The sequence below is a fragment of the Chitinophaga sp. W2I13 genome, assembly GCF_050434005.1.
Classification (GTDB): Bacteria; Bacteroidota; Bacteroidia; order Chitinophagales; family Chitinophagaceae; genus Chitinophaga.
Genome location: NZ_JBNPWD010000001.1, coordinates 2976137 through 2988724, shown reverse-complemented (window position 1 = coordinate 2988724; position 12588 = coordinate 2976137). Strand labels below are relative to the sequence as shown.

The 12588-nt window shown below is 44.9% G+C and carries 15 protein-coding genes; 12 read left to right on the top strand and 3 right to left on the bottom strand.

From position 1 onward, the window contains the following. Positions 1-118 precede the first annotated feature (118 nt). Together QFZ48_RS12260 and QFZ48_RS12255 are read left to right on the top strand one after the other, a co-directional pair. A complete protein-coding gene (locus tag QFZ48_RS12260; RefSeq protein WP_429042629.1) occupies positions 119-871 on the top strand; it encodes an SDR family NAD(P)-dependent oxidoreductase in 753 nt (250 codons plus the stop codon). 109 nt (positions 872-980) lie between these two features. After that, positions 981-1688, top strand: a complete 708-nt coding sequence (locus QFZ48_RS12255; RefSeq protein WP_429042632.1) for an alpha/beta fold hydrolase — start codon at positions 981-983, stop codon at positions 1686-1688. 7 nt (positions 1689-1695) lie between these two features. Here the strand turns inward: QFZ48_RS12255 and QFZ48_RS12250 are convergent, their stop codons facing one another. Together QFZ48_RS12250 and QFZ48_RS12245 are read right to left on the bottom strand one after the other, a co-directional pair. Then, a complete protein-coding gene (locus QFZ48_RS12250) occupies positions 1696-2625 on the bottom strand; it encodes a tryptophan 2,3-dioxygenase family protein (protein WP_429062447.1) in 930 nt (309 codons plus the stop codon). Between the two features lie 63 nt (positions 2626-2688). Further along, positions 2689-3156 (bottom strand): Lrp/AsnC ligand binding domain-containing protein, encoded by a 468-nt coding sequence (locus QFZ48_RS12245; RefSeq protein WP_079471223.1) that lies wholly within the window; start codon positions 3154-3156, stop codon positions 2689-2691. Positions 3157-3689: 533 nt separating this feature from the next. On the opposite strand from QFZ48_RS12245, the gene trmB reads away from it, so the two are divergent. From trmB to QFZ48_RS12195, 10 genes are all read left to right on the top strand, one after another. Continuing rightward, positions 3690-4397 (top strand): tRNA (guanosine(46)-N7)-methyltransferase TrmB, encoded by a 708-nt coding sequence (gene trmB, locus QFZ48_RS12240; RefSeq protein ID WP_429042636.1) that lies wholly within the window; start codon positions 3690-3692, stop codon positions 4395-4397. Next, complete coding sequence (locus QFZ48_RS12235) at positions 4369-4572, top strand: DUF5522 domain-containing protein (protein WP_370908629.1); 204 nt, start codon at positions 4369-4371, stop codon at positions 4570-4572. Before trmB ends, QFZ48_RS12235 begins: the two co-directional genes overlap by 29 nt. Further along, positions 4499-4921 (top strand): MGMT family protein, encoded by a 423-nt coding sequence (locus tag QFZ48_RS12230; RefSeq protein WP_429042641.1) that lies wholly within the window; start codon positions 4499-4501, stop codon positions 4919-4921. Before QFZ48_RS12235 ends, QFZ48_RS12230 begins: the two co-directional genes overlap by 74 nt. A gap of 44 nt (positions 4922-4965) precedes the next feature. Further along, on the top strand, positions 4966-5409 hold the full coding sequence (locus tag QFZ48_RS12225) for an IPExxxVDY family protein (RefSeq protein ID WP_429042644.1): 444 nt from the start codon (positions 4966-4968) through the stop codon (positions 5407-5409). 87 nt (positions 5410-5496) lie between these two features. Then, positions 5497-5727: a 4a-hydroxytetrahydrobiopterin dehydratase gene (locus QFZ48_RS12220; RefSeq protein ID WP_370908632.1), complete on the top strand. Its 231-nt coding sequence runs from the start codon at positions 5497-5499 to the stop codon at positions 5725-5727. A 20-nt stretch (positions 5728-5747) separates the two neighbouring features. Then, positions 5748-7832 (top strand): histidine kinase, encoded by a 2085-nt coding sequence (locus QFZ48_RS12215; protein ID WP_429042647.1) that lies wholly within the window; start codon positions 5748-5750, stop codon positions 7830-7832. A gap of 29 nt (positions 7833-7861) precedes the next feature. Further along, complete coding sequence (locus QFZ48_RS12210) at positions 7862-8614, top strand: LytR/AlgR family response regulator transcription factor (protein ID WP_370908634.1); 753 nt, start codon at positions 7862-7864, stop codon at positions 8612-8614. A 248-nt stretch (positions 8615-8862) separates the two neighbouring features. Continuing rightward, positions 8863-9510 (top strand): TetR/AcrR family transcriptional regulator, encoded by a 648-nt coding sequence (locus tag QFZ48_RS12205; protein WP_429042649.1) that lies wholly within the window; start codon positions 8863-8865, stop codon positions 9508-9510. A 63-nt stretch (positions 9511-9573) separates the two neighbouring features. Then, a complete protein-coding gene (locus QFZ48_RS12200; protein ID WP_429042651.1) occupies positions 9574-10179 on the top strand; it encodes an outer membrane beta-barrel protein in 606 nt (201 codons plus the stop codon). A gap of 120 nt (positions 10180-10299) precedes the next feature. Next, positions 10300-10473: a hypothetical protein gene (locus tag QFZ48_RS12195; RefSeq protein ID WP_370908637.1), complete on the top strand. Its 174-nt coding sequence runs from the start codon at positions 10300-10302 to the stop codon at positions 10471-10473. A gap of 73 nt (positions 10474-10546) precedes the next feature. On the opposite strand, the gene rho is transcribed toward QFZ48_RS12195, so the two are convergent. Next, positions 10547-12259: a transcription termination factor Rho gene (gene rho / locus QFZ48_RS12190; protein WP_429051561.1), complete on the bottom strand. Its 1713-nt coding sequence runs from the start codon at positions 12257-12259 to the stop codon at positions 10547-10549. Between the last annotated feature and the right edge of the window lie 329 nt (positions 12260-12588).

Here is a 12588-nt window from a genome sequence, read left to right as displayed (position 1 = left end):
TTGATGATGGGACATCTTAAGTGAAGAAAATTAATCGGCAACATCTATGCAAACATAATAAAAAAATATGAGGAACATTTCATTGGGCTGTATTGTTTATTAGAGCAAAAACATTGTTATGGACCAATTGAAAAACAAGGTAGCGCTGGTTACTGGCGCGGGTTCCGGCATTGGTAAATGTGTAGCGGAGCTGTATGCCGCCAATGGCGCGGCTGTGGTGATCAGTGATATTGATGAAAAGGGTGGAAAAGCCGTGGCAGACGGGATCAGCAGCAAAGGAGGCAGGGCCATCTTTGTAAAATCGGATAGCAGTAGCCCGGCCGACTGTGAGCAACTGGTGTCCAAAACCCTGGCGGAGTTCAAACAGCTGGATATTGCCTGTAATAATGCCGGTATTGGCGGAGCAGCAGCGCCCACGGGTGAGTATAAGCTGGAGGAGTGGCAAAAAGTTATTAACATAAATCTCAATGGCGTTTTTTATGGCATGCGCTATCAGTTGCCAGTGATGGAAAAGGCCGGTAGCGGTGTAATTGTGAACATGGCCTCCATACTTGGAGCGGTAGGTTTCGCAGGGTCCTGTGCTTATGTGGCGGCCAAACATGGCGTGGTAGGGCTTACCCAGGCGGCGGCAGTGGAATATTCCGCCAAAGGCGTCCGGGTAAATGCGGTAGGGCCGGGATTTATTGAAACCCCATTATTAACCAAACATCTGAGCCAGCAGGAGATGCAGGCACTTGTGGGTTTGCATCCCATAGGCCGGCTGGGCAAGCCGGAAGAGGTTGCAGAACTGGTATTATGGCTCAGTTCTCCGCAATCCTCTTTCGTAACCGGCAGCTACTATCCCATCGATGGAGCATACCTGGCCAGATGATTTGGTTATGTTGTTTTTTGGGTATTTCAGGGAGATAAAAAATAGCTGTCTCCCTGAAAAATTCAAATAATCAAACAGGCAAATCCAAAATGTTTGCTAGTTTTAGTCAATGCAAACACATAAACTCCCCATACTTTTTTTACATGGCGCACTGGGCGCCTCTTCCCAATTTGAACCGCTGGCTAAGGAAATGTCTGACCATTACGATGTGCACCTGATTAATTTCAGCGGGCACGGCGATGTGCCTTTTTCGGAGCAGGGGTTCAGCATCCAGGTATTTGCGGCGGAAGTATTATCCTATCTTGAAACCCATCAACTCGACTTTGTACACATTTTCGGATACAGCATGGGTGGTTATGTAGCCATGTACCTGGCGCGGCATTACCCGGAAAAGACCGGGCGCGTGATTACGCTGGCCACCAAGTTTAACTGGAACGAGGCTACTGCCGGAAAAGAGATACGGCAGCTGAATCCGGATTTAATTGAAGAGAAGGTGCCGGCTTTTGCCAGAGTGCTGGAAGCCCGGCATACTGCCAGCGACTGGAAAACCGTGGTGACGCGCACGGCACAGCTGATAGAGGAACTGGGGCATCAGTCGCTGCTGAAGCCAGCCGATTATGCCCGGGTAGTAACCCCTTGTATGCTGATGATGGGTGACCGGGACAACATGGTGTCTTTCCATGAAACCATTGAGGTGTACAGTGGCCTTCCGCTGGCGCAGTTAACGGTGATGCCGGATACGGCACATCCACTGGAAAAAGCGGATGTACCGTTACTGGCTTATTATTTAAGAAGATTTACCACGCAGGATATCTGACGGCGTTTTACTCGCCCATAGCAATTTTACCCCAGTTGTTGAGTTCTTCTTCCGTCCATAGTTCGGGGAAGAAAACGATGCGTTTATTTTTTGGAGGCAGGAATTGCTGCCAGTTGGTGCCTCCGGTGGCGGCAATGTCTTCCGGCCTTTTATGCAGGTATCTTACCGCGGATTTGTAGTGCATCAGCGGCCAGCGTACGTTTACATTGAGATCGTACTCCTTTAACAGGGGGATTAATTCCGTTTGTTCCGCGGGGGAGAGCTTTTTATAGCTGGCCAGCAGGTTACTGTCTTTGTACTCAGTGGCCAGTTTCAGGAAGGTATCCATATATTTCAGTTCAAACTGGCGGAGGGTAAGTGTTTTTTTACCTGTAGCCAGTTCGGTGGCGCCGCTTCTCCAGTAGATTTTGTCCAGCACGTCTTTCAGTTCCAGCCCTTCCACTTCCGGGCGCTGGGGTTCGTATACCAGGTTGTTTAGCCGGGTAGAGCAGATCTCGATCATGCGGAATTGTCCGCTCTGGAAGCCACTGGCAGGTAACAGCGCCATGCGGAATTGCAGGAACTGTTCCTTGTCCATCCCATCTACCATTATTTCAAATGAGCTGATAAGACTGTGGAAATAGTTGTTGATCCTTTTAAGCTGGGTTTTAAATATCTCAGCTGACAGTACAGGTGCAAGGCTGATTTGTTCGACTGCCTGCAACGATAATTTCAAATACAATTCCGTGATCTGGTGATAGATGATGAATATTCTTTCATCAGGAATTGGTGTGCGTGGATGTTGCAGATTAAGCAATACATCAAGCTGAATATAATCCCAATAAGTGAGGTAGTCCGCGTACAGAAGGCCATCCAGGTAGGATGACAGGTTCTGGCCCATGGCGGCATACTTTTCTTCCAGCCGTTGAATTTTTTCGGCGATTTCTGTTGTAACCATGGCGAAAATTAATAATTAAGAATGAAATAGCAACAGGGTAAGCCTTTCATCCTTAAAAACTAATTATTCTACCACGTTAATTGTTCTGTAAAAGCTTTCTTCCAGGGAAATCAGGGTTTCAGTTCTCTCAATGCCTTTAATTTTCTGCAGTTCATCGTGGAGGATACGGCGGAGCTGGGTGATATCTTTACAGATAATTTCTGCAAACATGCTGTAACTGCCCGTTGTATAGTTAAGGCGTACCATTTCGGGTATTTTTCTTAATTCCTTGGCTACCGTGTCGTACATGGAGCTTTTTTCCAGATAAATGCCGATAAAAGCGATCACATCATAGCCGATCATTTTTAAATCTACATGTAATTTAGTACCTTTAACTACACCCAGTTCTTGTAATTTCTTCATTCTCACGTGGATAGTCCCGCCGGAAACGAACAATTTCTTCCCCAGGTCGGCGTAGGAGATCTCAGCATTAGACATCATCTCGCTGATAATCTGCAAATCTAGTTTGTCAATATTCAAATTGTGGCTCATTTTTACAATTTGTTTTTGATTGTTTTAAAGTTATATGCAAATATTTAAAAAATATCGAAAATTCCAAAATTCTTCTTAAAAAATTTGCAAGAAAGTCACCTTCTCTTTAGATTTGCATCATAATCATTACGAAAACGGCTCACGGAAAGCAACAGCTGGTAACGATTCAAACACATTGTGGGATGATGAAATTGGCAGACATGCCCTCTTGTCTCGAGGGTGGGGATCACAGGATAAACGTAGTATAATTGGGTTGACCACTAATCTTACTTGTGCTACAGCTAACTGCCCCGTGGAGGTTCGACTCCTCCTCCTACAGCTTAATTGGTTTAAAGAGCTCGTAAGTTATCATGCTTACGGGCTTTTTTTATTGGGGGAATGCGCAGCATTATTACAATTAACTGATTATCAATAAATTAGCAAAAGCAAATAAAGGCCTCAGCGAATTGAAAGAGTTCCCGGGAAAGTAAACTTCTTCCGCTCCCCTCCTGATCCCATTTATATTTTCTTCTTTCGGCTTACTTTTGCGGCAAATGGGACAAAAAAAATTACAACGATTTGCTGAAATCGAAACCTTCCCTAATGTATTGATATACCCGGGAGGTATGCAGGGAAAATGGAATGAATTCTTCAAAAACAGCCACCCTGTTACATTAGAGCTGGCCTGTGGCAAAGGAGATTATACCCTGGGCATGGCCCGGCTGTTTCCTGATCAGAATTTTCTGGGTGTGGACCTCAAGGGCAATCGCATCTGGAGAGGCGCCAAAACGGCACTTGAAGAACCACTGCCAAACGCGGCCTTCTTACGTACACAAATAGATAAGCTCCCTAATTATTTTGCGCCGGGAGAAATAAAGGACATCTGGATTACCTTCCCCGACCCCTTCCTGCGCAATTCCAAGTCGAAGAAAAGGTTAACGCATCCTAAATTCCTGCAGCTGTTCCAGCCGTTGCTGGCGCCGGGAGCCACCATCAACCTGAAAACGGACTCCCCGCAGCTGTATGCTTTCACGCAGGAAGTAATTGCCGCGGCCGGATGCACCCTGATAGAAGATATTCCTGATGTATATGCATTACCGGAAGTACCGCCGTTGCTGAAGATACAGACCTTTTATGAAGGCATGCACCTCGCCGATGGCAGAACGATCCGTTATCTCAAATTTCAATTGCCTGCTGCACCGTTGAACTGGCAAAGCATTAAACTGCCTTCCGATGAAGCAACCGTTGGTGGAGAAGATTGATTTTTACTATAATGCCCAGGGCTATATGGTATTTACCGAAAAATTCCACCTCGACCGGGGCTTCTGTTGTGGCAATGGCTGTAAGCACTGTCCTTTTAATTATGAAAAAGTACCCGAACCCGAAAGATCAGCACTCCTTGCCCGTCGCAGGGACGAAGGAAAAGAAAGCCGCTGAGCCGGTTTCTTTTTTTGAAACGGTTTTTAAAATTGCACGTACCATACCGCGCGGCAGGGTAACCTCTTATGGCGCCATTGCCGACGCTTCCGGTTTAAAACTCACCGGCCGCATGGTAGGCTGGGCAATGAATGCAGCCGGCAGCGCCAAACCGGCTGTTCCCGCGCATCGTGTGGTAAACAGCAAAGGAGAACTCAGCGGCCGGAGTCATTTTGCCACCCCTACCCTGATGCAGGAACTACTGGAACAGGAAGGCGTAGTTGTAAAAGAAGATAAAATAGAAAATTTTAAAGCCGTATTTTGGGACCCGGGACAACCTTTAAAAAAGGGCAGTAAAAAGAAAGGATAAATTTTTATTCAACATCCGGACCGGGTGCAGCGCTACTTTTCTATATGACAATACTCAAGCTTAAACTGGATAACGACCAATTGGTAGAGGACTTCTTTGAAAGTACCTACGTAATAGGCATTGCTTCCACCACGCGGGATTATCAGTTGTGCTGGCATATTAACCGGCAGTTGCATACCAATTTCAGGGTAAATAACAACCTGGAAATCGCCCTGTCTAAAAAAACAAGATCCTTTCATTTTCCCGTATTTGAGTTTCACGAACCTACCAACTCGGTAGCGCACTATTTTTACAACAATCGCTGCCAGGCAGAATTCCTGTTGCCGGAACTTAAACAGATCAATTTTCTGTGGATGATAAAGGGTGATTACTATCAACCCGGCGATGTAAAAAAATTATTAGAAGAATTACGCCTTGTTCCGCTTGTACAATTAGTATCTTTACTTGATATCAGAGATATCAAAAATAAGATGAACCTTATTTTTTAGAAGAGGCACAACGCATCAGCGGTAGTATTTTGACCAGATTCCATGACAGACCCGATGTTTTTTTACTTTTTAAATTCCTGATTTTTTATGTGGGAAGAAAGAAATAAACAGCTTTACCGGGCTTTTGAATTCAAAGATTTTCGGGATGCATTTGCATTTATGACCAAGGTTGCACTGATTGCAGAGAAAATGGACCACCATCCTAACTGGAGCAACGTTTATAATAAAGTGGAAATATTCCTGAGCACACATGATGCCGGTGATATCATCACCGCTAAGGATGAAGCAATGGCAAAAGCTATTGACAAATTGCTATAACCAAACTTATATTACACTTTGTGAAGCGCATTATTCTAATGCTGCTGTTGTATTGTTACACTGCAGAATCCTTTGCCACTGTAGATCGTACCCCAGTAGACACCCTGATCACTGATACTGCTTTCGCCCCCGCGAATCTGGACCTGCGGCCTTATATGTACGTGCTGACAGCCGGCGAGCAGCACCTGAGCCCGGAGCAGGCTGCCAACATGCCTTTTACCCGGCAGGAAAGCATCTTTCATAGTAATACCCAAAATAACGGACGGGTTAATAACTGCTGGCTGCGACTTACCGTAAAAAATAAAAGCAATAAACCACTCTCTTATCAGCTGTTTTCAGGCTGGCACGACTATATGTACTGGTATGTGCAAACGCCGGGTGATAAGCCCCGGCTATTGATGGAAACCGGTTTAATGCTGGATAAGGGAGGGGTGGAAAGATGGAACCACTACGCGTTTGCCGTACAGGTACCGGCAGGAGCGCTTCGCACGTTTTACCTTCACATCATCAATAAGTCGTACAACGAAGGCGCCCTGATGCCGGCACTCTTCAACACTGAAGCCTATGGCGTTTTCCGGGATAAACAACTGGATGGCTTCCGTAAGGAGGCCGTGGTAATCCAGGTATTGCTGGGTATGCTGCTGGTATTTTTCAGCATTTCCATTATTAATTATATCCAATTACCCGACAAATCGTATATCTATTTTGCGACCTATATACTTGGGTTGATCCTCTTTTTTGCCTTACGGCTGGACGATAAGCCTTACCAATTGTCTTTTTTCCACCGCTGGCCCATGTTGAAATACTATTGGGACATTCCGGGCCTGCTGTTTTGCTTTTACCTGATGTACCTGCTATTTGGCAATGCCTTTCTTAACCTGACCGAGCGGTATCCTTTTATGGAACGGGCATTTACATGGGTAGCGGCAATAGTAGGGGGACTGATCATCCTATGCGTGTATTTCATCAGGATAGGCCAATACCATATGCCTACCATCATATACAGTTATGTATATTTTGTAACGCTGGTACCATTGCTGGCAGTATTTGTGGCACTGGCGCGGCGCTCCCGCCATCATCCGCTGGTGCGATTCTTTTTGTATGGATCCGTATGTTTATACCTGGCCTGCCTGGGCTCTTTCCTGATGCATGTGCGGCCACTGGGGCTGCTCGGCGCCCTGGGAGAACTGGCGGCGCCCACTATCCTGCTGATAGGCGGCGTATTGTTACAGGCCATGTTTTTCCTTGCGGGGCTGAGTTACCGCAATAAACTGGTACACCTGGAAAGAACCCGTACACAGGAACTCCTGATTAAGCAACTGAATAAAAATAAAGAGCTGCAGCGGAAGCTGAATGAGCAGCTGGAAGAGCTGGTAAAAGAACAAACCACAGAAATCCTGCGCAAAAAGCAGGAACTGGAGGAGCAGCGGAAAAAGCAACTGGAAACAGAATACGATAAGAAACTTACAGAAATTGAGCTCAAAGCCATCCGGGCCCAGATCAATCCGCACTTCATTTTCAACTGCCTGAATTCCATACAATTGTTTGTAATGCAGCGGGATTATGAGTATGCGCAGAAATATCTCTCCGATTTTTCTTACCTGATCCGTAAAACCCTGGACTTTTCCCGGCGTAATTTTATATCGCTGGCAGATGAAATTACCTATTTGAATACTTATCTTGGGTTAGAAAAGATGCGGTTTGAAAACCGGATGGAGTATGAAATAGTAGTAGACCCCGTGATTGCCACCGCCGAACTGGAAATCCCCGCAATGCTGTTGCAACCTTATGTAGAAAATGCCGTAAAGCATGGTATGACTAATCCCAAACAGCCAACAGGAAAGCTTTCCATTTACTTTAACCAGGTGGCGTCGGATATGCTGGAATGTGTGATCGCAGATAACGGAATTGGCATTGCACGTTCCAAATCATTGCGCATGCTGCCAAAGCATCATCAGTCGTCCGGTATGGAAATAAGCCAGAACCGTGCAGAGTTGCTGAACAAAATGTATAATACTGAAATCCATATAGAAATTATTGACAGATCATCTGAAGATGAATCGGACAGCGGCACGATCGTTAAAATACTGATCCCCCAGTTATAATTTAGTGTATCCGTTAATGTTACTTTTTTATGATAAAGGCTATTATAATTGATGACGAGAGAAACAGCCGGGACATCATTGCGTTAATGCTCGGTAAATACTGCCCCGAAATTACGATTGCCGACATGGCCTCCGACTGTGCGGATGGCATCGAAAAGATTAAAGCGCACCGCCCCGAACTGGTATTTCTTGACCTGGAAATGCCTGATGGCACCGGCTTCGACGTACTGGCCGGCACCCTACCCGACATTCCTTTTGAAGCAGTATTTGTAACCGCATTTGAAAAAAAGTTCCTGCATGTGATCCGCTTCAGCGATGTGGAACTGATATTGAAGCCTATTGACAAAGAAAGCCTGTTGCAGGCAGTGGCGCTCATAACAGAACGGATTAACACCGGCAGCAGCAAAGACCGCTACCGTGTATTACTGGAAAATTTCAATAACAGCAAACCAGTGGCCTGGCAGCTGTTGATCCCTGCTACTAACGGGGAGGCCTATACTATTAATATTCCCGCTATCGAATACCTGGAGGTAAAAGGCGATAACTGTATATTCCGTTTAAACTCCGGTAAGCTGATTACGGCAGTACAGTCGTTCCGCTACTATGCTGATCTTTTTACGTCCCTCCACTTCTACCAGATCAATAACAACCAGATGATCCAGATATCCAACATCAGTCACCTGGATGGCCCCTCGGGGAAGGTAGTGCTGAAAGGCGGTACCACATTAGATATCACTGAAAAAAGACAACGTGATCTGCTACACAAAATGGCACATCATTAGTCGTTCCGCTTCGTATATCCCTTCCCGGTAATTATACAATTTCAATTTTTCCGGGGTCATACTTTCGATTTAGTTAACGATTTGCCAACGTTTTTGTGAACGTGTAAGTATTTCGATGGGTTTTTTCTTTCGTTTTAATGTGTTGCGTGAAGGGTACGTAACAATTTCTTAACAAAAAAATTTGGTGGTTTTAGTTTTGGTCGTACATTTGACCCGCAAAACGAAATAGTCAAACAGTCAGTTTTGGTTTGCATCATACTATGGCGGAACAGGACCTGAAACGAACGATGATTCTGGAAGCGGCGTTAAAGCGCTTCAAGCGGTTTGGGTTGTCGAAAACCACCATGGAGGAGATAGCCAGAGATCTGGAAATTTCAAAAGGCTCTTTGTATTATTATTTTTCAGATAAAGAATCCATTTATGTGGCGGTGGTAGAGCGTATGATAGCCGATTGTTTTATTGACATGTCGGCATATGTGGAAGAAGCACGATGCACCGCGGATATCATGGATCGCTACCTCGCATTGAAGGAAAAAATGTTGCTGGAGTATCATTTTCTGTTTGGTGTAAACGAATGGATCAAGGATGTTCCTTCCAGTCGGATGCGGCAAACGATTGAGTTGCTGCAGCAGGTGGAAATATCTTTTCTCTCAGCTACCATTTCGAAAGGGGTGAGCAGCGGGGAACTCAACAAAGACACGGATACGGAGCTCACGGCGCAGCTGCTGGTAAATGTATTATTCGGTTTATGGGTAATATGGTGCAAGTGGCAGGCAGCAGGTTTTGATCCGCACGACCGGGAAGCGCTGAAATGCTTTATGGCTCGTGAAAAACAAGTACTGACCATTTTTTTTAATGGCTTAAGATATCGACCAAACATCAACCAGGGTTGCTAGAACGTATGTAGAAGAACCAATAACACAGGAATAGTTTTAATGAATATTTAAATTTAACGACAGATGAAAAAGTTGATTGTATTGGCCGCAGTAGCACTGTTCGGCACACAAGTAGCAAAGGCTCAGTTTTCGAAAGGCGATGTAATTTTAGGAGGTAATCTGAATGTTACGACCAGCTCACAGAAAGTAAAAGACACAGACAACAAAACCACCAGCACTTCCTTCGGTATCAGCCCGAAAGTTGGTGTGGCACTGACTCCTAACTGGGTTATCGGTGTATTTGCAAGATCAGAATTCAGCAACGACAAAAATGTTGCAGGTGTTAAAACCAAATCATCCGATATCACTCCGGGCGTTTTTGTTCGTAACTACCACATGATCGGTGAAAGCAAATTTGCATTCTTCGCTGAAGCCAATGCCGGCTACCACTTTGGTACAGACAAAACTGATGATACAAAAACAGCTACTTACAACGGTTTCTCCGTGAGAGTATTGCCTGGTATCACTTACTTCGTAAGCAAACATTTCATGCTGGAAGGTGCATTCGGTGGTCTGAGCTACGCTTACGATCAGAAGAAAGCAGAACCAACAGGTGTTAAAACCAACACCAGCACTTTTAACTTCGATTTCCCTAAAGAATTTCAGGTTGGTGTAAACTGGATATTCTAAGCATCATATGATGTTTTATGTAAGATAGTTATAAGGTTAGATAGATTGGATAATCCCGCCGCAGTAATACTGTGGCGGGATTTTTGCATTTGTATGGATATTCTCTTAAAACAACCTGTCATGCGAAACCTAAAACTTGTACTGTCGCTTTTTGCAGCTGCCATCATTTACAGTGGCTGTGTAACTACTCATCCCGGAGGCAATCCGCATGGACTACCACCCGGTCAGCAAAAAAAGATCTATGGCACTAAATCCGCCAAACCATTTGCACCCGGCCAGCAGAAAAAACAATAGCCAGTATCTTATAAAAGCAAAACCCGTTACGGTTGTCCGTAACGGGTTTTTACTTTTATAAGATAACCTGTTTCTAGCTGTTCATAGAGATCAGGAATTCTTCGTTGTTTTTGGTTCCGCGCATATGTTGCAGCATGAAGTGCATAGACTCATCTGTGTTCATATCACCAAGGTGGTTGCGCAGGATGTGGATACGTTTCAGGGAATCTTTATCCAGCAACAGGTCATCACGACGGGTAGAAGATGCAGAAACATCGATCGCCGGGAAGATACGTTTGTTAGCCAGTTTACGATCCAGCAACAGTTCCATGTTACCGGTACCTTTAAATTCTTCGAAGATCACCTCGTCCATTTTAGAACCGGTGTCGATCAATGCGGTAGCCAGGATGGTCAGTGAACCACCATGTTCTATTTTACGTGCCGCACCGAAGAACTGTTTTGGTTTCTGCATGGCGTTAGCTTCCACACCACCGCTCAGTACTTTACCGGAAGCAGGTGCCACGGTATTGTGCGCTCTGGCGAGACGGGTAATGGAATCCAGGAGGATTACTACATCATGACCACATTCTACCAGGCGTTTTGCTTTTTGCAGCGCGATGGCAGATACTTTCACGTGTTTTTCAGCTGGTTCATCGAAGGTAGAGGCAATCACTTCTGCCTTTACGCTGCGCTCCATATCTGTTACCTCTTCCGGACGCTCATCGATCAGTACCACCATCAGGTAAATTTCCGGGTGGTTGGTAGCGATGGCGTTGGCTACTTCCTTCAGTAACATGGTTTTACCTACTTTAGGCTGCGCTACAATCAGTCCGCGTTGTCCTTTACCAATAGGCGTAAACATATCCATGATACGCGTGGAGTAGTTATTCGAAGTAGTGGTTAATCTCAGTTTTTCGAAAGGAAACAGTGGTGTCAGGTAATCGAAAGGTACACGGTCGCGTACTTCTTCCGGCGACTTGTTGTTAATTGTTTCCACTTTCAACAAAGCAAAGTACTTTTCCCCTTCTTTAGGCGGACGTACAGAGCCTTTCACGGTATCGCCGGTTTTGAGGCCGAAGAGTTTAATCTGCGACGGAGATACGTAAATATCATCCGGGGAACTGAGGTAGTTATAATCGGAAGAGCGGAGGAAACCGTAGCCATCGGGCATCATTTCCAGTACGCCTTCACTTACAATAACACCATCAAATTCTATATTGAAAACTGGTTCTTTCTTGTTAGGGAAGCGGTTCTTCTGTGCTGCAGGCGCTACCGGGATTTCTCCGGGTACTACAAAATCGTCGTCTTCATCCAGCTCATCTTCTGCCGGAGGAATCACTACCACTTCTTCTTCCTCTTCCGGATCTTCGTCTTCTGTAAAAGAAGGGATAATGATATCATCATCATCATCGAAAGTGAGAGAAGGAATGCTGTCCAGGTCTATTTCAAAATCTTTTATTTTAGGTTTGGCAGAAGATACCGGTTTCTCGTCTTCTTCATTATCTTTTGATTTCGTTCCGGTAGCTTTTTTTGCTGCTGGTTTCTTAGCAGCCGGTTTTTCTTCAGCGTGAGCAGGTTCTTCAGCAGCGTTGTTTGCTTCGTCTTTCTTTACAGGTTTGCGTTTGCGTGCTTTCTTTTCGTCTCCGTTGGATTGGTTATCTTCTGAGGCTAATACTGCTTGTTTATCAAGAATTTTGTAGATGAGGTCCTGTTTGTTCAGTTTTTTTGCGTTGGGAACGTCCAGTTTCTCTGCAATATCAAGCAGCTCAGGAACGAGCATGTCGTTCAGTTGTAAGATGTCGTACATCATCTGTGTTGTCAAATTTTAGAAGTGTTGTGAGGCGGGTACCACTGCATACCAACATACACCAATTACAAATAATTGTTTTTGAGTCAATAAATTTAATTAGCTTATTAAATTTGATAGGGAATGATTGAGTTTAGGAACTGCCGATGAAGATGGAAAAATGAACTTAATCAGGCAGAATATACCGCAAGATTAAAACAAGTTTTACTATTATCCAAAAATATTTAAGTGCAAATTGCCCCAAAGTGGCCCCTAAAACCGCTCTTCCCCGGGCTGTATCGTACTGTTAGCCGGGCGCCCAAACCCTTGTTTATACTGGGGTAGCGCCT

Coding starts and splice junctions, on each gene's coding strand:
- QFZ48_RS12210 (WP_370908634.1), top strand. CDS start 7,862: ATGATAAAGGCTATTATAATTGATGACGAGAGAAACAGCCGGGACATC.
- QFZ48_RS12235 (WP_370908629.1), top strand. CDS start 4,369: ATGAAGCAACCGTTGGTGGAGAAGATTGATTTTTACTATAATGCCCAG.
- QFZ48_RS12255 (WP_429042632.1), top strand. CDS start 981: ATGCAAACACATAAACTCCCCATACTTTTTTTACATGGCGCACTGGGC.
- QFZ48_RS12200 (WP_429042651.1), top strand. CDS start 9,574: ATGAAAAAGTTGATTGTATTGGCCGCAGTAGCACTGTTCGGCACACAA.
- QFZ48_RS12250 (WP_429062447.1), bottom strand. CDS start 2,625: ATGGTTACAACAGAAATCGCCGAAAAAATTCAACGGCTGGAAGAAAAG.
- rho (WP_429051561.1), bottom strand. CDS start 12,259: ATGTACGACATCTTACAACTGAACGACATGCTCGTTCCTGAGCTGCTT.
- QFZ48_RS12195 (WP_370908637.1), top strand. CDS start 10,300: ATGCGAAACCTAAAACTTGTACTGTCGCTTTTTGCAGCTGCCATCATT.
- QFZ48_RS12225 (WP_429042644.1), top strand. CDS start 4,966: ATGACAATACTCAAGCTTAAACTGGATAACGACCAATTGGTAGAGGAC.
- QFZ48_RS12245 (WP_079471223.1), bottom strand. CDS start 3,156: ATGAGCCACAATTTGAATATTGACAAACTAGATTTGCAGATTATCAGC.
- trmB (WP_429042636.1), top strand. CDS start 3,690: ATGGGACAAAAAAAATTACAACGATTTGCTGAAATCGAAACCTTCCCT.
- QFZ48_RS12260 (WP_429042629.1), top strand. CDS start 119: ATGGACCAATTGAAAAACAAGGTAGCGCTGGTTACTGGCGCGGGTTCC.
- QFZ48_RS12220 (WP_370908632.1), top strand. CDS start 5,497: ATGTGGGAAGAAAGAAATAAACAGCTTTACCGGGCTTTTGAATTCAAA.
- QFZ48_RS12230 (WP_429042641.1), top strand. CDS start 4,499: ATGAAAAAGTACCCGAACCCGAAAGATCAGCACTCCTTGCCCGTCGCA.